This is a genomic window from Bacillus sp. D7-8, assembly GCF_052055895.1.
Lineage (GTDB): Bacteria > Bacillota > Bacilli > Bacillales > Bacillaceae > Bacillus > Bacillus velezensis.
The window spans coordinates 3,320,039-3,345,723 of record NZ_CP179922.1; the positions used below are offsets into that span (position 1 = coordinate 3,320,039).

Below are 25,685 nucleotides of genomic sequence, written 5' to 3' on the forward strand. Positions count from 1 at the left end.
TGACAAAAACCAAAATAAACTCTATTAGTCAATATTATCAAATTCATCTGCCTCCGGTTGCGGAAATAAGGAATATTTAATTGAATGTTTAAGTTTGACAGATTAAAAACCTCACGGATCTCTCCGTGAGGTTTGTTTTACTCAGATGCTGAATGGCGTTTCGCAAGGACGTCAAGCACGTCGTCCAAAGGAAGCGACTGCTCACGCAGAAGAACGAGCAAATGATACAGCAAATCCGCCGCTTCCCATTTTAATTCTTCATGGTCCCGGTTTTTCGCGGCGATAATAACCTCTGCGGCTTCTTCGCCGACTTTTTTGAGGATTTTATCGACGCCTTCCCGAAACAGATACGTTGTGTAGGCTCCCTCAGGCATCTCCGCCTGCCGTTTGGCGATTACGCTTTCCAGTTCATTTAAGATGCCGAAACGATCCTGCGCATCCGCTTTTTCCGGAGAAAAGCAGCTGTAGCTTCCCTTATGGCATGCGGGTCCTGAGGGCTCCGCAAGCACGACAAGAGCATCTTGATCGCAATCATAGCGGATGGCTTTCACCTTTTGGGTATTCCCCGACGTCGCTCCTTTATGCCACAGCTCCCCGCGTGAACGGCTGTAAAACCAGGTTTCTTTCGTTTCTATCGTTTTTTCGTAGGATTCACGATTCATATAAGCCAGTGTCAGTACTTCTTTGCTTGCCGCATCCTGCACGATGGCTGGAATCAGTCCGGCCTCGTCAAACCGCAGTTCATCTGCCCGTTTCATCTCACATTCACCCCGTGTTTCTTCATATAATCTTTCACTTCTTTTATAGATGTCTCTTTGTAATGGAAAATGGAAGCTGCAAGCGCGGCGTCCGCTTCACCGATCGTGAAGGCTTCAAGCATATGGCGCGCGCTTCCGGCTCCCCCTGACGCAATGACGGGCACCGGGACGGCACGTGTGACAAGCTGTGTGAGCGTATGATTAAAGCCTGTTTTCTCACCGTCTGCGTCCATGCTTGTCAGCAGGATTTCACCCGCTCCCCGGCTGACGGCTTCTTTTGCCCAGGCCGTGACTTCCCACTCGGTTTTCTGTCTGCCGCCGTGTGTGTACACTTTATAGCAATCCGAATCTTCGTCATACTTTGCGTCAATCGCCGCTACGATGCATTGCGAGCCGAAAAAATCCGCTCCTTCCGTAATCAGCTCGGGGCGGAGAACGGCCGCTGTATTAACGGATACTTTATCAGCGCCGGCGCGAAGCATTCGTTTCATATCGCTTAATTGATTAATTCCGCCGCCGACCGTAAACGGAATCGCCAGTTTTGCCGCAACCTGTTCTACGACGTCCGTCATCGTCTTGCGGCCTTCGTGAGAGGCGGAAATGTCGAGAAAAACAAGTTCGTCAGCGCTCTCCCTGTCGTAAGCTTCGGCCAGCTCGACAGGATCGCCCGCATCTTTCAGCCCGAGAAATTGAATGCCTTTGACGACGCGTCCTTCTTTCACATCGAGACACGGAATGATTCGTTTCGTGATCATGCGTCCTTCACCCCGCTGAGCGCTTCAGCCAATGTAAATTGTTTTGTATACAGCGCTTTTCCGATAATCGCTCCCGATACGCCGGCGTCTTTGAAGCGGGCCAGTGCTTTGAGGTCGGCGACTGAGCTGACTCCGCCTGAAGCGATGACGGTTTTTCCCGTTGCTTTTGCGAGCTGAACGGTGCTTTCGATGTTCGGTCCTGACAGCATGCCGTCAGTTGCAATATCCGTGAAAATGAAGGTTTCCGCCCCTTCGGCCGCCAATTCACGGCCCAGATCGGCCGCCCTTACCGAGGATGTTTCCAGCCAGCCTTCCGTCGAGACATATCCGTTCCTTGCATCAAGACCGATCGCGATTTTGCCGCCGTATTGTTTCAGCATGCTCTTCACAAATGCCGGATCGGAAACGGCCGAGCTGCCGAGAATAACGCGATCAACACCTTGTGATAAATAACCGTATACATCCGCTTCAGAACGGATCCCGCCGCCGATCTCGACTTTGGCATCAAGCTGCCGCGCAATGTCAAGAACATGCCTGTCGTTTACTTTCCTGCCTGCTTTCGCGCCGTCAAGGTCCACGAGATGAATCCATTCGGCACCTTCTTGTGCAAATTGCGCTGCCATGTCTAAAGGAGAGTCACCGTATATCGTTTCCTTGCCGTAATCGCCTTGGATGAGGCGGACGCATTTGCCGTTTCTCATATCGATTGCCGGATATAATGTAAAAGCGTTCATTTCTTCACCTGCTGTTCCGCTGCCATTTTTGTAAATTGCGTTAAGATCGCCATTCCGGCCGTACCGCTTTTTTCCGGGTGAAACTGTGCACCGAAGACATTGCGTTTCCCGACGACGGCCGGAACACGAACGCCGTACTCAGCGCTTGCCAGAAGATCGCCGTCTTCCATCCCGTCTATATAATAGGAATGGACAAAGTAAACGAAGCCTTCTTCCGCTTCCGAAAGCAAAGGAGACGTTTGGTGAAACGTCAGCCGGTTCCAGCCCATATGCGGCACCTTCAGCTTGTTTCCTTCGGCATCTCTGTCTTTGAGTCTCACAGCTTTTCCGGCTAATAAACCAAGTCCTTTTGCAGAGCCGTTTTCGGTGCTTTCTTCGAAAATGAGCTGCATGCCGAGGCAGATGCCGAGGAGCAGCTTACCCTCGTCAACCATACGGTGTATGAATTGATCAAGCTTCGCGCGGCGTAAATTGTCCATGGCGTCACTGAATGATCCGACACCGGGGAGAATAAAAGCATCCGCTTTTTCAAGCTCTTCCGGCCGGTCTGATACGACATACGGGACGCCGACGCGTTCCAGCGCCTTCGACACGCTGAATAAATTGCCCATACCGTAATCAATTACACCGATCATTTACAGCATTCCTTTCGTAGACGGCACACCCTTGACGCGCGGATCAATGGATGACGCTTCATCAAGCGCTCTGCCAAGCGCCTTAAACACGGCTTCTATCATATGATGCGTATTCGTGCCGTAATGAACGATGACGTGCAGATTCATTCTCGCTTCGAGCGCCAGTTTCCATAGGAATTCATGTACCAGCTCGGTATCAAACGTTCCGACTTTCGCTTGCGGAAATGCAGCGCGCATCTCAAGGTGCGGCCGGTTGCTCAGGTCTACGGCGACTTGGGCGAGCGCTTCGTCCATCGGTACCAGCGCTGATCCGTACCGTTTGATGCCTTTTTTATCACCGAGCGCCTCCAAAAAAGCCTGCCCTAAGCAGATGCCGATGTCTTCAGTCGTGTGGTGATCATCTATCTCCGTATCGCCTTTTGCGTCAACAGTTAAATTGAATTGCCCGTGCTTTGTGAACAAATCAAGCATATGAGTCATAAACGGCACATCCGTGCTGATGTCGGCTTTTCCTTCTCCGTCTATTTCGAAAGCCAGCTTAATATCGGTCTCATTTGTTGTTCTGGCGCGTTCCGCTTTTCTCATCGGTCATTCCTCCGTTTCTCGCTTCAATCGATCTTGCGTGCGCTTCAAGCCCTTCCAGTCTCGCGAAGGCGGAAATGCTGTCCGCGTGCGTTTCAAATGCCTTCCGGCTGTATGAGATGATGCTCGATTTCTTTTGAAAATCTGTTACATTCAACGGGCTTGAAAACCGCGCCGTTCCGTTTGTCGGCAAAACGTGATTCGGTCCGGCAAAATAATCGCCGACCGGTTCAGCGCTGTATCGCCCTAAGAAAATCGCCCCCGCGTGTCTGATGCTTCCAAGCAAAGCCTCCGGCGAATGCGTCATGATTTCTAAATGCTCGGGTGCCAGCGCATTCACCGTGTCCACTGCATCTTCCATCGATTCCGCGATATAAATGCGGCCGTGATCCTTGATCGACGCTTCGGCGATTTCTTTGCGCGGCAGCGTCTGAAGCTGTTTATTCACCTCATCTGATACGGCTTCGGCAAGCTTCCGTGAGTCGGTGACAAGCACGCTTGAGCTGAGCGTATCGTGTTCTGCCTGTGAAAGCAGGTCAGCGGCTACTTCTTTGGGCACCGCCGTATCGTCTGCCAGGACCACGATTTCACTGGGCCCGGCAATCATGTCAATATCCACAACGCCGAAGACTTCGCGCTTCGCGAGTGCTACAAATATATTGCCGGGGCCCGTAATCTTATCAACAGGCTGTATCGTTTCGGTTCCGTAAGCGAGCGCGGCAATCGCCTGCGCGCCTCCCGCTTTGTAAATTTCCTTTATGCCGAGCTCAGACGCCGCAGCCAGAACGCCCGGCGAAAGGCGGCCGTCTTTTCCCGGAGGACTGACGAGAACGATCCGTTCCACTCCCGCAGCGAGAGCGGGGATGACATTCATTAAAACGGAAGACGGATAAGCGGCCGTCCCGCCCGGCACGTATACGCCCGCGGAATCGAGCGCCGTTATTTTCTGCCCGAGCATCGTGCCGTCTTTGCGATGGTAAAACCAAGAAGATTGCAGCTGGCGTTCGTGATATTCTTTAATATTGGCAATCGCCTGTCTGATCACTGCCAGCAGCTGATCATCAAGCAGACGGTACGCCTCGGTGACTTCCTCTGCACTCACGGCCATTTGGTTCAGGCTGATGCCGTCAAATGTTTTTGTATAGGCCAAAACGGCTTTGTCACCGTTTTGTCTGACGTCTTCAATAATCCCCCTGACGGTTTTCCGCTGCTCTTCGGTTCCGCTGTCGATGGAACGCTTCAGTGAAAACCGCTCGCTTCTTTTTACTGCGGTTATTTTCATTGTGCCGTTTCTCCTTCCACAACCCTGGCCAACCTGGCCGCCATTTCGTCGATTACATCATCCTTCATACGGTAGCTGACCGGATTGACGATAAAACGCGATGTGATGTCACAAATATGTTCTGATTCAACGAGACCGTTTTCTTTTAATGTCCGCCCGGTTGATACGATATCTACGATTCTGTCAGCAAGCCCGATTAAAGGCGCCAATTCAATCGAACCGTTCAGCTTAATGATTTCCACCTGCTCGCCCTGCTCTCTGAAATAACTTGACGCAACATTCGGATATTTCGTCGCAATCCTCGGGGCGACTCCGTTCCAATCCGCTCCGGGAAGCCCCGCAACGGCGAGATGGCATTTGCTGATTTTCAGATCGAGCACCTCATACACGTCACGCTCTTCCTCAAGCATGACATCCTTTCCGGCAATACCGGCATCAGCGACGCCATGCTCGACATAAGTCGTCACATCCATCGGCTTTGCCAGAATAAAGCGGAGATTTTCTTCAGGAACGTCAATGATCAGCTTTCTCGATTCTTCAAACTCCTCGGGCAGCCTGTACCCGGCCTGCCGCAGCAACCCGGCCGCTTCTTCGAATATCCGTCCTTTTGGCATTGCCATTGTGAGTACCTTACCCATTCTGCTCTTCCTTTCTGGCACCGATAAAGTATGTGACGTTTGCGAATGATTTTGTCATATGATCGATATTTTCAATGCCCGCCAGATCCTGCAGGACGACTTTTCTGCCTCTCGCCCTTTCTTCCTCCGCGAATAAAATGGCCTGCGCCCGCTGCTCCTTGCTGAAAATCACGGCGTCCGCTTCACTAGTTTCTTCCTGGATGCCGAGCGCTTCAATCAGCCTGTCGATACGGAGCCCGAAACCCGTGGCGGGAGCGGGACTGCCGAAATGGCCGAGAAGATTGTTATAGCGTCCGCCGCTTCCGATGACAAAACCGACATTTGCCGCATACACTTCGAATAAAATTCCCGTGTAATAACTCATATGGCTTACCATATTCAGATCAAGGCGAATATGCTCGGCACATCCGTAATCCTCAAGAATGTCCCACAGGTCTTCCAGCTCCTGAATCAAGCTTTGTCCGGAGATGCCGATGATCTCCTCCGCTTTGGCGCAGATCTCTTTCCCGCCTCGCAATTCCAGAAGTGCCAGCAGCCGGCTTTTGTCTATTGAAGAAAGCGGAAGCGATTTGACATGTTCCCTGTATCCCACGTAATTCTTCTCAAAGAGAAAGCGCCGCAGAACATCCGCCCGCTCAGCATTGCCCAGAACCTCGACAAACAGCTCATCAGCGAGTCCGGCATGGCCGATCGCGATTTTAAACCGGTGCAATCCCGCGTTTTTCAAAGCGCCGGCCGCCAGCGCAATCACCTCGGCGTCCGCGCTTGTTGATCCGTCGCCGATCAGCTCCGCACCGACCTGTTCGAATTCTGCCGGACGTCCGCCTTCCCGCTCCTGAGCGCGATAGACGCTTGCCGCGTACCCCGCTCTGAGCGGATGATTGTGTTTGTGCAGCTTAGACGCCGCCACCCTGGCAATCGGTCCGGTCATATCAGGCCGAAGCACAAGCGTTTTCCCGTCCTGATCGAGAAGCTTAAACAGCTGCTGTTCTTCAATGGCTGACTGGACGCCTACTGTTTCATAAAATTCAAGGGTCGGCGTCTCCATAAACTGATAACCCCATTTATCAATTAAATCCGTCAGTGTGGAACGGACTTTTTTCTTGGCTTCGTATAAACCGGGCAGCGTATCTCTCATGCCATGCGGTTTCTCAAACATAAACATTTGCCTTTACACCTCCGCTTTGTCTGAAGGAAAATTCAGAATCCTTTAGTTCGCTAATATGATAATATGTTAGCAGATAAAAGAATGAATTGCAACGCCCAATGTCCGCCTATTCTTTTCCATAAACATGGCTAAAGAATGAACAAACCTGTAAACATATCGGAACGATCGAATCATATTGAGCAGAAGTGCTATAATACATAGAATAGCTTCAACAGAAACAAGGGAGAAGAATTGATAATGAAGACGCTTGGAACATTATGTGTGCTGATTCTGACAGCCGTCCTTGTCTATCTGGGATATAACATCTATACAAACGATATTCATTTGAATTTTTTCAATCAGCAGTCCGACGAGCCTGATGAGAAAACACCGTTAAAAGGGAGCGCGTCACCGCTGAATGTCGTTCTGTACAGACAGATGGATTCTCCCAGACTGTACAATGGCTGTGAGGTGACAAGCCTTGCCATGATTTTGAACAATGCCGGATATCATGTATCAAAAAATACATTGGCGGATAAAATCAATAAAGTTCCGCTCACATACAGCAGCGGGCTGAAGGGAGATCCGAATGAAGGATTTGCCGGAGATATGGAAAACGGCCCGGGTTTAGGCGTTTATCATGAGCCGATTGATAAACTCGCCAAAGAATATGCGGGAAACAAAGTATACGATCTGACGGGAAAAGACATTTCTTCAGTGTACCGCCAGCTTGAAAAAGGGCGGCCGGTCTGGGTGATTACCACCACATCCTTTAAGCCGGTTGATAATATGCAGACTTGGAATACGCCGAACGGAAAGATCGACGTTACGTTCAGCATGCATAGCGTAGCCGTCACAGGTTATGATCACGATTATGTATACGTCAATGATCCTTACGGCTATAAAAACAGAAAAACAGATCGGTCTGACTTTGAAAAAGCCTGGAAGCAGATGGGCAGCCAGGCCATTGTGATCAAGTCATAAAAAAACCCCGCTGACGTTAATCAGCGGGGTTTTCCCATTCGTTCTTTCATTTCTTCGTCCGTATAGATCACCTGCATCGGATTTCCTCCGACAAACGCCCCGGCCGGGACATCTTTGTGCACCAGCGTGCCGGCTGATACAACGGCTCCGCTCCCGATGGTGACGCCGGGCAGAATGGTTGTGTTTGCCCCGATCATCACCTCGTCACCGATTGTGACAAAACCGGTCCGGTACTCATGTATTAAATATTCATGAGCCAAAATCGTCGTATTGTAGCCGATGATACTGTTTTTTCCGACAGTGATTTTTTCGGGAAACATGATATCCGGCATCACCATCAGCGCGAATGACGTCTGTTTTCCGACATTCATTTTCAAAAAGGTTCGGTACAGCCAGTTTTTCACGCTTAAAAACGGCGTATACCTTGCGATCTGAATGATGATGAAATTTTTCATCACCTTCAGAAAGGGAACCGTCTGATAAACATGCCACAATGAATTTGCACCTGAAACCGGATGGCGGTCTGTTTTTCTCACGGATTACTTCACTCCGGTGATGTGCAATAAATCACTCATTTTCTCGAGCATATAATCGGGTTCATAGGCGGAAAGCGTCTGTGCGCCTTTAATCGTCCACGCGACGCCGGCTGTTTTCGTGCCGGCGTTTTTTCCCGCCATGACATCGTGATAATTGTCACCGACCATTATGGCTTCCGACGGATCGCACCCAAGCCGGCTGAGAGCAAGCCGCACAGGCTCGGGGTCAGGCTTCGGATGCTTTACATCATCAAGCGTGACGACAGTATCGAAAAACGCCCCGATGCCTGTCAGCTTCAATCCCATATTGACTGTATCCCTCAGCTTTGTGGTGACAATCCCGAGCTGATATCCCGCTTTTTTCAATTCATCCAGCGTTTCATAAACCGTTTCGTACTCCGTGACGAGCTCATCGTGCTTTTCATGGTTGAATGCTCTGTACATGCTGATCATCTCATCGCACTTTTCAGCATTAATGCCTGAAAACGTTTCATACAGAGGCGGGCCGATAAACGGAAGCACATCTTCCCTTTTGAACTGCCCCGGGCAATAATGATCAAGCGTATGAAGATAAGAAGCGATAATCAGTTCATTCGTGTCAATCAGCGTGCCGTCGAGATCAAATAAAATGGCGGTTACACGTTTATCAGTCATCTTATGTCCTTTCCGATTTCAGGCGTCAGTCCGTGTCGGCATACCGCTTATCGGCATACCCCTTCATGCGTCTGAAAATCATTAAAATAATCGCAAGTACAATCAGCACAATGGAAATGACCTGCGCGATCCGAAGCTGGCTCGTAAGCATCAGGCTGTCCGTCCGCATTCCCTCAATAAAGTATCTGCCGATCGAATACCAGATCACATACGTCAAAAATAGATTGCCCCTGCGCAGGTTCACGCGGCGGAGCAGAAGCAGAATCACGACGCCCGCAAAACTCCACAGCGATTCATACAAAAACGTCGGGTGATAATATTGTCCGTCTATGTACATCTGATTAATGATGAAATCCGGAAGATGCAGACTTTCCAAAAATGACCGGCTGACCGCTTCACCGTGAGCCTCTTGGTTGATAAAGTTCCCCCAGCGCCCGATGGCCTGGCCGAGCAGAATACTCGGCGCGGCAATATCCGCCAGCTTCCAGAATGAGATGCCTCTTACTTTTGAAAAGACGATTCCCGTCGCGATCGCGCCGATTAATCCGCCGTGAATCGCGATGCCGCCTTTCCAAATTTTAATGATTTCCCCGGGGTGTTCCGAGTAATAGCTCCACTCGAAAAGCACATAATATGCCCTTGCGCAAATGATTGCGATCGGGATGGCGAAAAGAACAAGATCAATAAAAATGTCCTTTTTCAGCCCCCGCTTTTCACTCTCCCTCATGGCCATCCAAAGCCCTAATAACGCGCCCGCGCCGATAATGATTCCGTACCAGTGCACGGATAATGGCCCGAGCTGAAAGGCAATCGGATTGATTGGTGTTCCTGCTTCGTTCATATCATTGCCAACTCCTATTCGTCTTGTTCGCCGTCCTCAATGACATCCGCCAGCTTATTCGTAAATTGCTCGGCAGCATTTAAGCCCATCCGCTTCAATCTGAAGTTCATCGCCGCAACTTCGATAATAACGGCGAGATTCCGCCCCGGGCGGACAGGAATGGTCAGTTTTGTAATTTCCGTATCAATGATTTTCATTTTTTCTTCTTCAAGTCCGAGACGGTCGTATTGTTTCCCTTGCTCCCAAAGCTCAAGGTCCATGACGATTGTAATTCTTTTATTGCTTCTGACGGCGCCCGCTCCGAACAGCGTCATGACATTTATAATGCCGAGCCCCCTGATTTCGAGCAGATGCTCAATCAGATCAGGCGCGTTCCCGACAAGGGTATCCTGATCCTCCTGCCGGATTTCAACGCAGTCATCCGCGACAAGACGATGGCCTCGTTTGACAAGCTCCAGCGCCGTTTCACTTTTACCGACGCCGCTTTTTCCCGTAATGAGCACGCCGACGCCGTATATATCCACAAGCACGCCGTGAATGGCCGTTGTCGGCGCGAGACGGCTCTCAAGAAAATTCGTCAGTCTGCTTGACAGCCTGGTTGTTTTCAGAGGGGATCTGAGCACAGGCACGCCGTTTTGCTCGGAAGCTTCTACAAGCTCCGGCGGGATCGGCATATCTCTGGAAAGTATGATAGCCGGCGTCACATCGGTGCACAGCGATTTCATCCGCTGTTTCTTATCTTCCTCGGGAAGCTGATCGAAAAATGACAGCTCCGTTTTTCCTAAAAGCTGCACCCGTTCTCTCGGGTAATATGTAAAATAACCGGCGATTTCAATACCGGGCCGTGATAAATCACTCATCGTAATCGGGCGGTTAATCCCTTCTTCTCCGCTGATCAATTCTAAATGGAACTGCTCCATTACGTCTTTGGTCCGAACCTTTGCCAAGATATGTTCCTCCTGTTCTGGGATGTTCCGAGCTTTGAACAGTTATATTTTATCACTTTACCGTCTGAACCAAAACAGATTTATACAATTCCGGCATAACTGGTCTAGATAACTAGTCTGAAAAAGAGTAAAATAAAACTAACAACTAACCAGAAAGGCGTGTTTTAAAGTGGCTGAAAGCTTGTTAATCAGCGGTGCGGACATCGTAACAGAAGAAGAAATCATCCGAAACGGTTTTCTCGGTATAAAGGACGGCATCATTTCTTACGCGGGGAAAACAAGACCGCAAGAAACGTATGAGAAGGAATGGAAGGCGCCCGCGGGCTCGTATGCGCTTCCCGGAATGATTGATATTCATATTCACGGCGGATACGGCGCGGATACGATGGATGCTGATGTTGCAGCTCTTGATACAATGTCCGCCCGGCTGCCCGAAGAAGGAACAACCTCTTTTCTAGCGACAACGATCACACAGCAGCACGAAAACATTGAAAAAGCGCTCGTCAACGCCAAAAAATGGGCGTCTTCCTCACCGCAGGTCCAAAAAGGCGCTGAGTTGATCGGCATTCATTTAGAAGGACCGTTTGTCTCTCCGAAAAAGGCGGGAGCACAGCCGAAACAATGGATTACTCCTGCTGATGCCGGGCTCTTTCAGAAATGGGAGCGGCTCTCGGGAGGGCTGATCAAAATCGTGACGCTTGCGCCGGAAGAAGATCCTGATTTCAGCCTGATCCGTTATTTAAAAGACCAAAACATCATCCCGTCAATGGGACACACAGACGCGGGAGCCGAGCTTTTACAAAAAGCGGCGGATGCCGGGGCGGTGCATATGACGCACCTCTTCAACGCCATGAGCTCCTTTCATCATCGTAAGCCGGGGGGCATCGGTACGGCTCTCGCCTGCGGCCGCATCACGGCGGAGCTGATCACTGACGGCATTCATTCCCATCCTTTGGCCGTTAAGCTTGCCTATTTGGCGAAAGGAAGCAAAAACCTGATCATGATCACAGACTCCATGCGGGCAAAAGGGCTTAAGGACGGAGAATACGAATTCGGCGGACAAAAAGTCACCGTTCGCGGGGACACGGCGCTTCTCTCTGACGGGACGCTGGCCGGTTCCATTTTAAAAATGAATGAAGGCGCGGCGCTCATGCGCAGGTTTACAAACTGCTCATGGCTGGATATAGCAAATATGACATCGGCAAATGCGGCCCGCCGCCTCGGCATATTCGACCGTAAAGGAAGCATCGCCGAAGGAAAAGACGCCGACGTTGTTCTGACGGACGGACAGTGCGGCGTGCTGGCCACGATTTGCCGCGGAAACACCGCATATATCTCAAGGGAGGCTGATTGGACATGAACGTTATCACATGCAGACATTATGAAGAATTAAGTGAAAAAGCCGCATCGATTATCGCTGAAACAGTGAAACAAAAGCCGGATGCCGTTCTCGGCCTTGCGACGGGAGGCACTCCTGAAGGCGTATATAAAGAACTTGTGCGGATGCACCGCTCAGAAGGCTTGTCATTCCGGAATGTCACGACGATCAACCTTGATGAATACGCCGGGCTTTCTCCCGAGGACAAAAACAGCTATCATTATTATATGAATACACATTTTTTTGCACATATCGACAGCCGAAAGGACCGCCACTTTCTCCCTGACGGACGGGCAGACGATCTTGATGCCGAATGCGGACGATATGACCGATTGATTCAAACACTCGGCGGAGCGGATATACAGCTTTTAGGCATCGGACACAACGGCCATATCGGTTTTAATGAACCCGGGACGCCATTTGAATCCCGAACCCATGTCGTTGAGCTGAATGAAGAGACAAGACAGGCGAATGCGCGGTACTTTCCGTCAATTGATCAAGTCCCTGTAAAAGCCCTGACAATGGGGATCGGGACGATTTTGTCCGGCAAACGGATTTTGATCATGGCATCCGGAAAAAGCAAGGCCCAAGCGGTGAAGCAGCTTCTGGACGGGCGCATCAGCGAAGCATTCCCCGCCTCCGCCCTGCACGCGCATCCGGATGTGACGGTCTTGATTGATGAAAAGGCTGCGGGCGGCGATTGAAAGGATTTGACCTATGCAGATTGATAAACAATCTCCGATTCCGATTTACTTTCAGATTATGGAACAATTAAAAACACAAATCAAAAACGGCGAGCTGAAAGCGGATGCGCTGCTTCCGTCGGAGCGGGAATACGCCGAACAATTCGGCATCAGCCGAATGACGGTGCGCCAGGCGCTTTCCAATCTGGTGAATGAAGGATTTTTATACAGGCAGAAAGGCCGGGGAACGTTCGTCAGCAAACTGAAGATGGAACAGCCGCTTCAAGGGCTGACAAGCTTTACGGAAGATATGAGAAGCCGGGGCATGAAGCCGGGGAGCAGACTTGCCGAATACCAGCTGATTCAGGCGACGGAAGAATTATCTTCTATCCTGGGATGCGGCTATCCGGCAACGCTTCATAAAATCATCCGCGTCCGGCTGGCAAATGATATCCCGATGGCGATTGAGGCCTCGTACATCCCGTTTGACAAGGCGGGAAAACTGGACGCCTCCCATTTTCAATCATCCATGTATGAGCATATTGAAGCGTACAATCAGATGCCGATCTCACGGGCAAAACAAGAGCTTGAACCGGGAGCCGCTTCCGAGGAAGAAGCTGAGCTGCTCGGTATCCAGCCCGGCGCCCCCGTCCTCTATATCAAGCGGACCACTTATCTGCAGGACGGCACTGCCTTTGAGCACGTCAAATCCGCCTACAGAGGCGACCGCTACACATTCGTGCACTATATGGACAGGGTGAAATGAAACATCTCCAACCGTTACGGGTTGGAGATGTTTTTTTGATCTGCCATTTTCAAATCAAGCCGGGGAATGTTCTCTATGACTCTGTCAAAACGGAGAGGCTGGGGTTCTGGTATCTATTTTTATAAAGAAAAGAGTAATAAAATGCTACCCTCTGTTTTGGACAATATACGGAACCTGCTTTGAAATCAGCAGCAGCGGTTCTTTGTTTTTATGAGCCAGTGAAAACATGATTGCGCCTTCAATCATCGAGTTGATTGTCACCCCGAGCTTCTCCGCTTCCTCTTGTTCAAACCCATGCTCAAGAAATTTTGCCGCAAACACATCCGTCCACTTCTTGAACACCTCAACACATGTGCATCTTAACGTTTCATTGATCAGAGCGGTCTCACCCGCCAGCAATCCAACCGGCACGCCCTCAATATTCTGCGGATCATTAAACTGTTCAGCCGTTACATGAATAAAGTGCTGAATCGCTTCTACAGGGTCCGCGAATTGAGACATACTATTCTGTATTTGCTTTTCAACGCATCTTCCCGTATATTTGATCGCCGCAATGGCGAGTTCTGCTTTTCCGTTTGGAAAGTGATGATACACAGACCCCCTGGGTGCTCCGCTCTCTTTTATAATTTGATTCAAACCAGTCGCATGGTATCCCTGAATCTGAAAAAGATATGCAGAGGCCTGAATAATTCTTTCTTTTGTCCCGGTTTTACTGTTCATTATGTTTCCTCCTGCATATTACGAAAAACAATCGATTTTAGTATAGAAAAGGGACAAAAAAAAGTCAAAAGCACTTATCACAGCAGGGCGCCGCCATTTACGCACAGAAAAAATCCTGCTGACCGTCAGATTTTCTTCTGAGCGATCAGCAGGCTGTATGTTTTCGTTATGGGTTTGAGGCATGCCTGAAATCAAACTGATCCGGAGCCGGGCGATACGGCGTATTTCCCGTTTTGAACATCCACAGCGGTGATATTGTTTTGCCGTTGTAAGGGTCCTTAACAACGGTGTACCAGTAATAAACGGAATCAGGCTGCAGGCCGTCCCAGACCCAATTTGCGGTTTTTCCGCTTTTTACGTGTTTTTTATGACCGAGCAGTTCGTTCGTATAGACGTTGCATTCAAAATAATCGGTCGCTACCCTTTTCCTCTTCGGCTGTAAATCCATTTCTGCTGAGAATTCGTCTTTATCAGCGAACAGATCGGTGTCATAGTAATTGATGTCATCCGTGTACGGCGAGTAGGAGAACATGTGAACCTGATTGGCGGCCTGATCGAATTGCATCATGCGCATAAAGCCCTGCCCCCCTTCCGGACCGTCCTGGTAGTCGGTCAGAATCTGGTGGACGAGGCGGTCCGGTTTTCCGTCCCCGTCATCGTCAAGCGCATCGGTTTTTTTCATGGCGTTATGGTAATGGCCGCTTAATACCATCGCCACATTGCGATTCGGCTTGACGACTTTTCGATAGATCGTCTCCCCGATCGGGCTTCGATTTCCGCTCACAAGCAAGTACTCATGAAAGCATAAGATGGCGGTTCGGTCCGGATACCTCTTCAGCACTTGATTGATCCAGTCAATCTCTTGTTCCGCAATGCCCCAGCCCATATAAATCATAATAAAATCGTTCCCGCTTGCCGACAGCAGGTCATAATGCCCGCGGTTATTTTTGTATGATCCGCCGTAATGCATGTTCTGTTCAAACCGGCGGCTCCCGAAGAAATCCCCGAATGTTCGGTATGTGCCGTCTTTATGACCGACGTCATGATTGCCTGCAAGCACTCCGTACGGAATCCCCGCCTTGTCAAGCGTCCGCATGGAGTGATCGGCGTTTTTCCACTGTTTCATCACCATTGAATCATCGACGATATCACCGGTATGAAAGACATATTTAATATTGTGCTTTTCCTTATTTTCTTTGATCCACTCCGTCATTTTGTCAAAAATGTGCGGGTGCCCTTGTGCGTAATACTGTGTATCCGACATCCAGACAAACGTGTAATTGCCTTTCGCCGGTATTTGATCCTGCACAATGACATTCATTTTTGAGTTCTTCACCACATCCGCTGCGGAAACGGCTGCTTTTAATGTAAACGGCTTTTTATCTTTGGCAAGAACGCTGTCCGCCTCCTGCCAGCGGCTTGTCCGGTAATTCCAAATATACATGGTTACCTTTCGGCCAGGGAGAGAGCTTCCTTTCCAGACCGCCTCGGCCAGATCCGTTTCGTCGATAGACGGGTCAACGGAGACTTCGAACCGGTGATAAGGAAAACGCTCCATACTTTCCGCCGAAACGGTTTTTCCGTCATTTGCCGAGATGCGGTTCATTTCCGGCAGGGTAAACGGCATTTCATTTTCTTTTATGCCCCTCGGCGGTTCCGTTAATGAGGCGTGTTTATACACTTTCACGCTGCCCGGATTCCGCGCGGTATAACGGAAGCCGCGATAAAATGATACATTCATGTCATCCTTCGTCGGGTCTTTTACCCGGACGGACAGCTTTGCTTTGTGGGCGCCGATTTTTTGATCGGCAAGCTCCGGCTGGTTCGGCTCCTCCCGTTTGATATGGAAGGTGCGGACGGACCTTGTTTCATTTCCGGCAAGGTCTGCCGCAATAATGGTAAGGGTATGTTTTCCGGGCTTGAGATCGGCTGATGACGTGTGATGCGGGAGCGTAATGCTTTCTCCGTCCAAAAACGCTTTGACCTCTTCCACTTTGCTCCATTTGTCACGGATGTCCGCATTCAGCTCAACATTACCTTTCAGCGCCGCGCCTTCTTTGATACCCGGGACAATCTTCGGCCCCGTATTGTCCACCCGCACAGATTGGCTCAGCTGCTCCTCACCGTCGCTAACAAAAATATGGTGATAGCCTTCAGAAAGCTTCGCCGTGTTCCACGGCAGCAGCCGTGACGTAAACAAATGATCCGGCAGGCTGAATGAGAAGGTCTTCTGCTGATTCGCCCGCCTGCCGTCACCGATAAACAGCTGCTCAGCCGGATCCGTCTTCCCGTCTTTGATCACCGTTCCGTCCGAAAGCACCAGACGGGCATGTTTCACGACAAAATCATCCCGATTCTCTCCCGTGTCATACGGAGAAACCTTTGAGCCCGAACGGATGGATACTTTCTGCGTTTTGCCCCCTTTTTGCAGCAGACGTTCCGGAAGGAGAACCGAGTGCGTTCTGTAGCGGTGAGACGGCTCGTCAAAAATGTGCAGCACCTCATTTTCCATTATGACGGTGTTTTGAAAATAAAGATTCGTTTTCCGGGCATCGAAGGCGAAATAGACCTCTTTTTCCAGCGCCGGCCGGGTCTCCTGCCGCTTGCCGTCAATCCACAGCTTTATCTTATCGGCGCTGACGTCGGAAGTCGCTTTGAGCAGATAGGTGCCGGATATCGTATCTTCGGGTTCAACATTCATTCTGAGTCCGTGTGATTTGCTCGTCTGTTCAATGTCAATCATCTTGACGGGCGTTTTTGCTTCATTTTCTCCATCACTGGCTGCGATATAATACTCAAGCTGATCCTGGCCGAGCAGTTCCGGGGAATAAAGAATGTGATGGTATAAGCTGTCGTTGCGGTCTTTTTCGGCCAGAATTCGTTTGAATGGTTTTTTCTCATTGGTCCGGTAATAAAACGCGGCTGTTTTGACAAGGTTTTTGTCTTTTATGTCAGCCTTTAATTCAATGCTTTCAGCGGGCCGGACGGGCTTTCTGTCTGTAAGGTCTTCGATGACCGGTTTTTCCTTGTCGGGTTTTATCACCCTTTTCTGCTGCGGGATCTGCGCCTGAAAAACGGAGCCCGGTGACGGCTTATGCTCGCTCGTGGAGATCTTCAGCAATTCTCCCGTTCCGTTCAGCGGATATTTGTACAGCAAAGAAGTCAGCCGGCGGAAAGCGTGCTTCCGGTAATGCGCTGAGGCGATACCCTTTCCGGTATTTGCCGACAGCACCACCGTACGCGGGCGGCCGTTGGACATTCCGTCCGTCCCTTCGATGACGGCGAGATGTTCTCCCTCCTTCAGGCGTGTCCCGTAATAGCGGTTGAAATCATCTATCGTCAGTTCTGATGCGGCGCGCCTCAGCCAAAACACGTAAGTCCCGCCTGACGGAATGACGGTATCTTCTTTCGGCCTCCATATCATGTCTGATTCCGGCCCTTCCTTCGGATAGCGGTAGCGGATGTGATAGTCTTTAAAATGAATGGGCCTGTCCGTCGTGTTATACACCTCGATAAATTCATAGGCATCAGCGCCGTCTTCATTTTTCGTATCAACCGCAAGCTCCGTAATCATCAGCTCGGGAATATGATTCAAATCGGCTTGATAGCCGTCCAGCTTCAGCCGCTTTTTCTCCGATTCCGCCCGCTGTCTGCCGTTGGTGAAAACGAGGTAATATTCCAATTCTCCATTCCAGATATCCCGTTTTGAAACCTGGGCCGTAAACAGCCGGATTGCGCCTGGCGCGGGCTCCATCGGCACCATTTTAAACCCCAGCTCATTGCTTTGTTTATAAAAAAGAAACGCCGAAAACGCTTGATAGTCAGCATTCCGTACATGAGCCTGTATGAACAGGTTTCTTTTCATTTCCGCCTTTACTTCGATTTGGGGAGGATTCTCCAGAAGCGGTATGTAATGAGGCGGCTGTCCGAATTCCTGCTGATTCACGGGGATTGCCGATTCTTTGCGCGCCGCATCCGCAGAAGGACTCACACAAAGCAAACCAATCAGAAAAAAGAGCGTCATCACAAGTTTCATCTCATTACCTCCCTATACATTATGTTGCGTCAGGAGGCTGCCGCTTATGTAAATCACACATAAAAAAGCTGCCCTCTCGGGACAGCTCGTTTTTTACCTTTTTCTAAGCGGCTCCAATATGCCTTTTTGGATCAGCAAGTGGAAAACGGACAGCACGACGGATGCCCAAATGGCGGTGCCGAACCCATCAATCTGAAAGCTGTCTCCCATCAAGGCTGCGGTCATCATTAACGTAATGGCGTTGATGACAAACAGAAAGAGGCCGAGGGTCACAACCGTGACGGGCAATGTCAATATGACGATGATCGGCTTGATCAGTACATTTAACACAGAAAGAATCACACTGGCGATGACAGCCGCTCCGATACTGCTGATATGGACGGAATCAAAATATCCCGCGATAACGATTAATAATAAAGCATTTACTAAAATGCTGACTGCCCATTTGATCATTTATTTCAAATCTCCTTCTAAAGGTACAACAAAACACCAGATAATATATACAATCGGCACGATTCCGCTCGTGACAAGCGCTAATACAACGGTGATAATGCGCAAAAGCGACGCATCCATATTGACGTACTCCGCCAAACCGCCGACGACGCCGGCGATTTTACGGTTTTTTTCTGAACGGTAAAGTCTTTTCATCCAATCACCTCTGAGTATGCTTGAGCTTAATGGCTCCTGTTAACGATTCTGAGAAAATCGAGAGATGCTGATCATGGCCTTGATTTGATGCCAGCATCAGTTCTTTTTGAATGGTATCATTCTTTTCCTTTAAAATTTCCGCATCAATCAGCTCATGGCTGAGAGAGCCGAGATTGCTTTTCAGCTCCGCTTTCACCGCCGAATCATCAGGCAGAGCGATATCCACGTTTCCCGTCGTCGTTTTCGTGTAGATGGAGCGGCAGTGCGGCGCTGTCACGGTAAGCATGATATTGCCGTTAAAGCTTTGAACGTCAATGGATTCACTCGATCCGCGCAAATCAATCAAGCCGTTTATCGTTTCCGCTTCAATCGCGCCGCATTGATGTCCGGCCAGCTTGATTTGTCCGTTAGCCGTTTCCGCCGACGCTTTATCAGCCGTCAAATGAGAGAATGACAGAACGCCGTTTGTCGTTTTCGCCGAGAATTCTTTTACATGTAAATGTTCCCCTCTGATCGGTCCGTTAAACAGCTTCACTCTTATCTTATCGTACTCTTTCTGGGGAACATAAAGCGTGACATTGGTTTTCATCGTTTTCTTTTCCGTGCGGACAAAAAACTTATTGCCCTTCACTTCACACTCAATGTGCTGAAGAAATGCGGTGCGCGCCGCCTCCTGACTGTCCGCCCGGTACACTTTCGCCTGGCACTCCGCTCTGATATCTTCATCCGCCCACGGCACGATATTGACGCTGCCGTTTGCGATCTGCATATCAATGGCCGAGAATTCACTGTCTTTAAATTGAAAAATATGCTGCACTTCGTGTGCGTGGCCGAAATTCAGATCAAGATCCGCTTCCTTCACTTTTTTGACGGCAGAATCAATCCAGTCGAACAACTTCGCCCCGAGCGACGGCTTTTGGCTTCCTTTTGCCCCGCTTTCGAAATCTTCCGCAGGTTCCTGGACCTCCGCAGATAATGCGGTGATCTGCTCTTCTTTTTCTTTATATTCATGATCCAGTTTTTCAATGAGCGTCAGTGCTTCCTGCGCCGTCAGCATGCCGTCTTCCACAAGCTTTAAAATCCGTTCTTTCTCCTGTTTCATACAAAACTCCTCCCCCGACTTTTCTTACACCTGGCGTAACACCTTAATTCCCTGCACGATATTCCAAATGACCATTCCGATGAGGATCAGAAAATAAACAGCTGCTCCTGTTATCATAACAAAAACGGGCACCATACTCTCCCCCTGAGCCGTAATCAATCCGCCGACAACACCCGCGGTCACAATCAGCAATCCCGCAAACGGAATGATATGGGAAATCAGAGCGCGCATGGCATGCCGCTTCGTCTCTTTTTCATCGACGACAAAGTAAGCCACAATCGGAAGAATGAGCGGCGCGAGAAACACGCTGAAATAACAGATTGATGCGATAATCGCTTGATTTCGGTTCAATAAAAACACTCCCTGTGCCTTGATGTAAAAACCCTTCCTTATACATACGTATGACGAATGGGCGGGTTTCATTTTCATGCTAAGGACATGCTTCGTTATACGTAATTTTTGATTTCAGAGATTTCACTATAGAATCTTTTCCCCGAACCGATTACAATATGTAACAAAGCCTGACCGTATGCAAGGAGGACATACAAATGGAGAAAGATCCCGAAAACGCCCAAGTAACGGAAGAGAGTCTGCGAAATTTAATTCGCGAACAGAAAAGAATGAACAGCGAAATGCTGGCTGAATTGGAACAGATCAAAGCAGCCCCTCTTCCCATTTCCCATGATATCCAATATATAAAAGTGCTGCTGGACAGCAGCAGCACTCATATTCTGCAGGACTTAATGCATTTAAGCAAACAGCTTCCCCAACAGAAAAAAGCCTGTAACACAACAGCCCAAAACCGGTGAGTTTTGGGCTGTTTTTATTGATCTATTATGTGGCTGCCGTTTCTTTTTCAGCCAGCAATGTTTTCATCCGTTTTTTATCACGTTCCATTACCGGTTTCAGATAGCGGCCCGTATATGATTCTTTCACTTCGACAACTTCTTCAGGCGTCCCGGAGGCTACGATCGTGCCGCCGCCCGCTCCGCCTTCAGGTCCCAGGTCTACGATGTAGTCCGCCGTTTTAATGATGTCGAGATTGTGTTCAATGACCAAAACGGTATCACCGTTATCGACGAGTCTTTGAAGCACAACCAATAGCCTTGCGATATCATCAACGTGGAGGCCTGTCGTCGGTTCGTCCAGAATATACAGCGTCCGGCCTGTGGAACGCTTATGCAGTTCGGAAGCAAGCTTAACGCGCTGCGCTTCTCCGCCTGACAGCGTCGTCGCCGGCTGTCCGAGCGTCACATACCCGAGTCCGACATCGGCAAGCGTTTGAAGCTTGCGTTTGATTTTCGGGATATTTTCAAAGAAAGACAGAGCATCTTCCACCGTCATATCCAGAACGTCAGAAATGCTTTTTCCTTTGTATGTGACCTCAAGCGTCTCCCGGTTGTAACGTTTGCCGTGGCACACTTCACACGGGACGTACACGTCAGGAAGGAAATGCATCTCAATTTTGATGATGCCGTCGCCGCGGCAGGCCTCACAGCGCCCGCCTTTTACATTAAAACTGAACCGGCCTTTTTTATAGCCGCGCACCTTTGCTTCATTTGTCTGCGCGAATACATCGCGGATATCATCAAACACGCCCGTATAAGTTGCCGGGTTTGATCTCGGTGTCCGGCCGATCGGCGCCTGGTCGATGTCGATCACCTTATCAAGGTGGTCAAGGCCTTTGATTTCTTTATGGCTTCCCGGTTTCGCTTTGGCTTTATGAAGCTTTTGCGCAAGCGCCTTATGCAGAATTTCATTCACAAGCGTGCTTTTTCCGGAACCGGACACACCTGTCACCGCCGTAAAAGTGCCGAGCGGGAATTTGGCGTTCGCTTTTTTCAGGTTGTTTTCTGAAGCGCCTTTGATTTCAATGAACCGGCCGTCAGGCTTTCTTCTCTCCGGAGGCATCGGGATGAATTGAGCCCCTGACAAATAGCGTCCGGTCAGAGAGTCCGCATCATTCATCACTTCTTCTGGCGTCCCCGCCGATATGACGCGGCCGCCGTGAATACCGGCGCCCGGACCGATATCTATCAAATAATCGGCAGCCATCATCGTATCTTCATCATGCTCAACGACAATCAGTGTGTTGCCGAGATCCCTCATGTTTTTCAGCGCGCTGATCAGACGGTCATTGTCACGCTGGTGAAGGCCGATGGACGGCTCATCAAGAATATACAGGACGCCAGACAAACGAGAGCCGATCTGCGTCGCAAGCCTGATGCGCTGGGCTTCTCCGCCTGACAGCGTTCCCGCCGCCCGGCTCAGCGTCAGATAATCAAGACCCACTTTATCTAAGAAGCTGAGCCGCTCTACAATCTCTCTTAAAATTAAATCGGCAATCTGCATATCTTTCTCAGACAGCGTCAGGTTTTTGAAAAATTCAAGCGCGTCGCCGACAGAAAGCTCCGTAATGGTTCCGATATGGCGCCCGTTGACCAAAACGGCAAGCGCTTCTTTCTTCAGCCGGTAGCCTTTGCACGTCGGGCACGATTTCTGTGACATGTACTGCTCCATCTGTTCACGGATATAATCGGAGCTTGTCTCCTTATACCGTCTCTCAATATTGCGCAGCACACCTTCAAATTCAATTTCATTTTCGCGCACTTGTCCGAAATCATTCTCGTATTTAAAGTAGATCCGTTCATCGCCGCTGCCGTACAGCACTTTATCAAGCTGATGCTTCGGCAGGTCTTTGACCGGAGTCTCCATATCAATGCCGTAATGGCGGCAGACCGCCTGAAGCAGCTGCGGATAATATTGTGAACTGATCGGCGTCCACGGCGCGATGGCGTGTTCCTTTAATGACAGCTCGGGATTGGGGATGACGAGCTCAGGGTCCACTTCCAGCTTCAAGCCGAGACCGTCGCAAGTCGGACAGGCGCCGAACGGACTGTTAAATGAAAACAGCCGGGGTTCAAGCTCCCCGATAGAAAAACCGCACAGCGGACAAGCGTGATGCTCGCTGAACATCAGCTCCTCCTGACCGATGACATCTATCATGACACGGCCTTCCCCTAAGCGGAGCGCGGTTTCCAGTGAGTCGGAAAGCCGGGCGGCAACCCCTTCCTTGACGACAATCCGGTCAATGACTACTTCAATGGAATGCTTTTTGTTTTTTTCAAGTTCAATATCGTCGGAAAGCTCGGCCATTTCTCCGTCAATCCGCACCCTTACGTAACCTTGCTTTCTGATTTGGTCAAGCACTTTGACATGGGCGCCTTTTCTGCCTGAGATGATCGGCGCAAGCACTTGAAGCTTCGTCCGCTCCGGATATTCAAGAATCCGGTCAACCATCTGTTCAATCGTTTGCGACGTAATTTCAATGCCGTGTTCCGGGCAGTGCGGTTTCCCGACTCTCGCGTACAGCAGCCGGAGATAATCATAGATCTCCGTTACCGTTCCGACGGTTGACCGCGGATTGCGGCTTGTCGTTTTCTGGTCAATGCTGATCGCCGGAGAAAGCCCTTCGATCGCATCAACGTCCGGCTTATCCATCTGCCCTAAAAATTGGCGCGCATAGGCAGAAAGCGATTCAACATACCGCCTCTGTCCTTCCGCGTAAATGGTGTCAAAGGCAAGGGATGATTTTCCCGATCCGGACAGCCCCGTCACGACGACGAGCTGATCCCGCGGAATCGTTACATCAATGTTTTTTAAATTGTGCGCCCTTGCGCCTTTCACCTCGATCCGGTCAATTGCCATGTGTTCATCATCCTTCCGCTTTAAGCTCTAACAGTAAATCACGAAGCTCTGCCGCCCGCTCGAAATCAAGCGCTCTGGCCGCTTCTTTCATTTCGTGCTCCATTTGCTCAACGACTTTCTGGCGTTCTTTCTTCGTCATCTTCGCCAGTTTAGGCGCGGCTTTTGTTTTATATTCTTCTTTATCCTCAGCGGCCTGCGTCGCGCGGATCACATCGCGGATTTCCTTATTGATCGTTTGCGGCGTAATGCCGTGAATTTCGTTAAAGCGCTCCTGCTGTTCCCGGCGGCGCTTCGTTTCATTAATCGCGATTTCCATCGAATTCGTGATTTTATCGGCATACATGATGACGCGGCCTTCCGCGTTTCGCGCCGCCCGTCCGATCGTCTGAATCAGCGAACGTTCAGAACGGAGGAAGCCTTCTTTATCCGCATCAAGAATGGCGACAAGTGACACTTCCGGAATATCAAGCCCTTCCCTCAGCAGGTTGATGCCGATTAACACATCATGTTTTCCGAGGCGGAGGTCACGGATGATTTCAATCCGTTCAAGCGTCTTAATCTCGGAATGCAGATAATTGACCTTGATACCGATTTCCTTGAGATAATCGGTCAGATCCTCTGACATTTTTTTCGTTAAAGTCGTCACGAGAACGCGTTCATTCCGTTCTATCCTCGCCTGAATCTCGCCGATCAGATCATCAATCTGTCCTTCGATCGGACGGACGTCAATGAGGGGATCGAGGAGTCCCGTCGGTCTGATGATCTGCTCAATCATTTCCGGCGTATGCTCAATTTCATACGGTCCCGGAGTCGCCGACACGTACACGATATTGTGCATGTGTTTCTCAAATTCCTCGAATCGGAGCGGACGGTTGTCAAGCGCTGACGGCAGGCGGAACCCGTGATCGACAAGCACCTGTTTTCTCGCCTGGTCACCGTTGAACATGCCGCGCACCTGGGGAATCGTCACATGTGATTCATCAACGACAATCATAAAATCGTCCGGAAAATAATCAAGCAGCGTATATGGCGTAGAGCCCGGCGGACGGAGTGTCAAATGTCTTGAATAGTTCTCGATCCCTGAGCAAAAACCCATTTCCCGCATCATTTCAAGATCGTATCTCGTCCGCTGCTCAAGCCGCTGCGCTTCAAGGAGCTTGCCGTTTTCGTGCATCACTTTCAAGCGCTCCTCAAGCTCCTGTTCAATATTCAGAATCGCTTTTTCCATCTTTTCCGCCCGGGTGACGAAGTGGGAAGCCGGGAAAATCGCGACATGGTCACGGTCGCCGAGAATTTCTCCGGTCAAAGCGTCGACCTCTCTGATCCGCTCAATTTCATCTCCGAAAAATTCCACTCTGATACAATGTTCGTCACGGGAAGCCGGGAAGATTTCCACAACGTCTCCGCGCACGCGGAACGTCCCGCGCTGAAAGTCGATATCATTGCGGGCATACTGGATATCCACAAGCTTTCTCAGCAGCTCGTTCCGCTCAATTTCCATTTCCGGTCTGAGCGACACGACCATTTCCCGGTATTCTTCAGGTGAACCGAGACCGTATATGCATGACACACTCGCGATAATAATGACATCTCTCCGTTCAAACAGAGAGGATGTCGCGGAGTGTCTCAGTTTATCAATTTCATCATTAATGCTTGCGTCTTTCTCTATAAAAGTATCCGTTTGAGGCACGTACGCCTCCGGCTGATAGTAATCGTAATAGCTGACAAAATATTCGACAGCATTGTTCGGGAAAAACTCCTTAAACTCGCTGTACAGCTGTCCGGCTAGGGTTTTGTTATGGGCAATGACCAGTGTCGGTTTATTCACTTCTTTAATCAGATTGGACACGGTAAAGGTTTTGCCCGTCCCTGTCGCACCCATTAGAGTCTGGTGTTTTCTGCCTTCCTGTATGCCTTTGACAAGCTTCTCAATCGCTTGCGGCTGATCTCCCTGGGGCTGATATTTCGAGACTAACTCAAAACGATCTTTCACAAAAAAGCCTCCGTTTCTTTACGAAATCTTCCTATTGATATAGTAACACAATGACGGACAAAATCACTAAAAATACGAACTAAAGTTCGATGGTTTGTTTTTACCAAGTCAATTTTTGTATAAAAAACCTGCTTTTATGGCGTAAAAGCAGGCATTCT

25 protein-coding genes are annotated in these 25,685 nt (G+C 49.8%); 5 read left to right on the forward strand and 20 right to left on the reverse strand.

What is annotated here, in order from left to right:
- Nucleotides 1-137: 137 nt before the first annotated feature.
- Genes hisIE through ACKTRM_RS16390 form a run of 8 tightly spaced genes read right to left on the reverse strand, consistent with a single transcriptional unit; the run spans nucleotide 138 to nucleotide 6,549 of the window.
- On the reverse strand, nucleotides 138-758 hold the full coding sequence (hisIE, locus tag ACKTRM_RS16355) for a bifunctional phosphoribosyl-AMP cyclohydrolase/phosphoribosyl-ATP diphosphatase HisIE (protein WP_012118542.1): 621 nt from the start codon (nucleotides 756-758) through the stop codon (nucleotides 138-140).
- Entirely contained in the window at nucleotides 755-1,513 is a 759-nt protein-coding gene (hisF, locus tag ACKTRM_RS16360) for an imidazole glycerol phosphate synthase subunit HisF (protein ID WP_012118543.1), read from the reverse strand. The genes hisIE and hisF overlap by 4 nt, the downstream gene beginning before the upstream one ends.
- On the reverse strand, nucleotides 1,510-2,247 hold the full coding sequence (gene hisA / locus ACKTRM_RS16365; protein ID WP_012118544.1) for a 1-(5-phosphoribosyl)-5-[(5-phosphoribosylamino)methylideneamino]imidazole-4-carboxamide isomerase: 738 nt from the start codon (nucleotides 2,245-2,247) through the stop codon (nucleotides 1,510-1,512). Before hisA ends, hisF begins: the two co-directional genes overlap by 4 nt.
- Nucleotides 2,244-2,882: an imidazole glycerol phosphate synthase subunit HisH gene (hisH, locus tag ACKTRM_RS16370; RefSeq protein WP_012118545.1), complete on the reverse strand. Its 639-nt coding sequence runs from the start codon at nucleotides 2,880-2,882 to the stop codon at nucleotides 2,244-2,246. The genes hisA and hisH overlap by 4 nt, the downstream gene beginning before the upstream one ends.
- A complete protein-coding gene (gene hisB / locus ACKTRM_RS16375) occupies nucleotides 2,883-3,467 on the reverse strand; it encodes an imidazoleglycerol-phosphate dehydratase HisB (protein WP_007614023.1) in 585 nt (194 codons plus the stop codon).
- Nucleotides 3,433-4,746 (reverse strand): histidinol dehydrogenase, encoded by a 1,314-nt coding sequence (gene hisD, locus ACKTRM_RS16380; protein WP_012118546.1) that lies wholly within the window; start codon nucleotides 4,744-4,746, stop codon nucleotides 3,433-3,435. The genes hisB and hisD overlap by 35 nt, the downstream gene beginning before the upstream one ends.
- Nucleotides 4,743-5,384, reverse strand: coding sequence for an ATP phosphoribosyltransferase (gene hisG, locus ACKTRM_RS16385; RefSeq protein ID WP_012118547.1), 642 nt, complete (start codon nucleotides 5,382-5,384; stop codon nucleotides 4,743-4,745). The genes hisD and hisG overlap by 4 nt, the downstream gene beginning before the upstream one ends.
- Nucleotides 5,377-6,549 (reverse strand): ATP phosphoribosyltransferase regulatory subunit, encoded by a 1,173-nt coding sequence (locus ACKTRM_RS16390; RefSeq protein ID WP_007407436.1) that lies wholly within the window; start codon nucleotides 6,547-6,549, stop codon nucleotides 5,377-5,379. Before ACKTRM_RS16390 ends, hisG begins: the two co-directional genes overlap by 8 nt.
- A gap of 240 nt (nucleotides 6,550-6,789) precedes the next feature.
- Between ACKTRM_RS16390 and ACKTRM_RS16395 the strand changes: the two genes are divergently transcribed.
- Complete coding sequence (locus ACKTRM_RS16395; protein ID WP_012118548.1) at nucleotides 6,790-7,515, forward strand: C39 family peptidase; 726 nt, start codon at nucleotides 6,790-6,792, stop codon at nucleotides 7,513-7,515.
- A gap of 20 nt (nucleotides 7,516-7,535) precedes the next feature.
- Here the strand turns inward: ACKTRM_RS16395 and ACKTRM_RS16400 are convergent, their stop codons facing one another.
- From ACKTRM_RS16400 to hprK, 4 genes are read right to left on the reverse strand one after another with little or no spacing between them, the layout of a single operon-like run.
- Nucleotides 7,536-8,051: an acyltransferase gene (locus ACKTRM_RS16400; RefSeq protein ID WP_012118549.1), complete on the reverse strand. Its 516-nt coding sequence runs from the start codon at nucleotides 8,049-8,051 to the stop codon at nucleotides 7,536-7,538.
- 3 nt (nucleotides 8,052-8,054) lie between these two features.
- Entirely contained in the window at nucleotides 8,055-8,705 is a 651-nt protein-coding gene (gene ppaX, locus ACKTRM_RS16405) for a pyrophosphatase PpaX (RefSeq protein WP_012118550.1), read from the reverse strand.
- A 25-nt stretch (nucleotides 8,706-8,730) separates the two neighbouring features.
- A complete protein-coding gene (gene lgt, locus ACKTRM_RS16410; RefSeq protein ID WP_012118551.1) occupies nucleotides 8,731-9,546 on the reverse strand; it encodes a prolipoprotein diacylglyceryl transferase in 816 nt (271 codons plus the stop codon).
- Nucleotides 9,547-9,560: 14 nt separating this feature from the next.
- Entirely contained in the window at nucleotides 9,561-10,493 is a 933-nt protein-coding gene (hprK, locus tag ACKTRM_RS16415; RefSeq protein WP_003151456.1) for an HPr(Ser) kinase/phosphatase, read from the reverse strand.
- A 169-nt stretch (nucleotides 10,494-10,662) separates the two neighbouring features.
- Between hprK and nagA the strand changes: the two genes are divergently transcribed.
- The 3 genes from nagA to ACKTRM_RS16430 are packed head-to-tail and all read left to right on the forward strand — an operon-like array spanning nucleotide 10,663 to nucleotide 13,320.
- Nucleotides 10,663-11,853 (forward strand): N-acetylglucosamine-6-phosphate deacetylase, encoded by a 1,191-nt coding sequence (nagA, locus tag ACKTRM_RS16420; RefSeq protein ID WP_012118552.1) that lies wholly within the window; start codon nucleotides 10,663-10,665, stop codon nucleotides 11,851-11,853.
- Nucleotides 11,850-12,575 carry a glucosamine-6-phosphate deaminase gene (gene nagB / locus ACKTRM_RS16425; protein WP_012118553.1) on the forward strand — a complete coding sequence of 242 codons (726 nt, stop codon included), beginning with the start codon at nucleotides 11,850-11,852 and terminating at the stop codon, nucleotides 12,573-12,575. Before nagA ends, nagB begins: the two co-directional genes overlap by 4 nt.
- A 13-nt stretch (nucleotides 12,576-12,588) precedes the next feature.
- On the forward strand, nucleotides 12,589-13,320 hold the full coding sequence (locus ACKTRM_RS16430) for a GntR family transcriptional regulator (RefSeq protein WP_012118554.1): 732 nt from the start codon (nucleotides 12,589-12,591) through the stop codon (nucleotides 13,318-13,320).
- Between the two features lie 144 nt (nucleotides 13,321-13,464).
- Here the strand turns inward: ACKTRM_RS16430 and ACKTRM_RS16435 are convergent, their stop codons facing one another.
- The 6 genes from ACKTRM_RS16435 to ACKTRM_RS16460 form a co-directional block, all read right to left on the reverse strand.
- Entirely contained in the window at nucleotides 13,465-14,040 is a 576-nt protein-coding gene (locus ACKTRM_RS16435; protein ID WP_012118555.1) for a TetR/AcrR family transcriptional regulator, read from the reverse strand.
- 166 nt (nucleotides 14,041-14,206) lie between these two features.
- Nucleotides 14,207-18,076, reverse strand: coding sequence for a metallophosphoesterase (locus ACKTRM_RS16440; RefSeq protein ID WP_012118556.1), 3,870 nt, complete (start codon nucleotides 18,074-18,076; stop codon nucleotides 14,207-14,209).
- A 93-nt stretch (nucleotides 18,077-18,169) separates the two neighbouring features.
- Nucleotides 18,170-18,529: a phage holin family protein gene (locus ACKTRM_RS16445; RefSeq protein ID WP_007407446.1), complete on the reverse strand. Its 360-nt coding sequence runs from the start codon at nucleotides 18,527-18,529 to the stop codon at nucleotides 18,170-18,172.
- Nucleotides 18,530-18,724 carry a PspC domain-containing protein gene (locus tag ACKTRM_RS16450; RefSeq protein WP_007407447.1) on the reverse strand — a complete coding sequence of 65 codons (195 nt, stop codon included), beginning with the start codon at nucleotides 18,722-18,724 and terminating at the stop codon, nucleotides 18,530-18,532.
- 4 nt (nucleotides 18,725-18,728) lie between these two features.
- Entirely contained in the window at nucleotides 18,729-19,826 is a 1,098-nt protein-coding gene (locus ACKTRM_RS16455; protein WP_007614045.1) for a DUF4097 family beta strand repeat-containing protein, read from the reverse strand.
- A gap of 24 nt (nucleotides 19,827-19,850) precedes the next feature.
- On the reverse strand, nucleotides 19,851-20,177 hold the full coding sequence (locus ACKTRM_RS16460) for a hypothetical protein (protein WP_003151444.1): 327 nt from the start codon (nucleotides 20,175-20,177) through the stop codon (nucleotides 19,851-19,853).
- Between the two features lie 197 nt (nucleotides 20,178-20,374).
- On the opposite strand from ACKTRM_RS16460, the gene ACKTRM_RS16465 reads away from it, so the two are divergent.
- A complete protein-coding gene (locus tag ACKTRM_RS16465; protein ID WP_012118557.1) occupies nucleotides 20,375-20,635 on the forward strand; it encodes a hypothetical protein in 261 nt (86 codons plus the stop codon).
- 25 nt (nucleotides 20,636-20,660) lie between these two features.
- Here ACKTRM_RS16465 and uvrA read toward each other — a convergent pair whose 3' ends face one another.
- Together uvrA and uvrB are read right to left on the reverse strand one after the other, a co-directional pair.
- Nucleotides 20,661-23,534, reverse strand: coding sequence for an excinuclease ABC subunit UvrA (gene uvrA, locus ACKTRM_RS16470; RefSeq protein WP_012118558.1), 2,874 nt, complete (start codon nucleotides 23,532-23,534; stop codon nucleotides 20,661-20,663).
- Between the two features lie 7 nt (nucleotides 23,535-23,541).
- Complete coding sequence (uvrB, locus tag ACKTRM_RS16475) at nucleotides 23,542-25,527, reverse strand: excinuclease ABC subunit UvrB (RefSeq protein ID WP_012118559.1); 1,986 nt, start codon at nucleotides 25,525-25,527, stop codon at nucleotides 23,542-23,544.
- Between the last annotated feature and the right edge of the window lie 158 nt (nucleotides 25,528-25,685).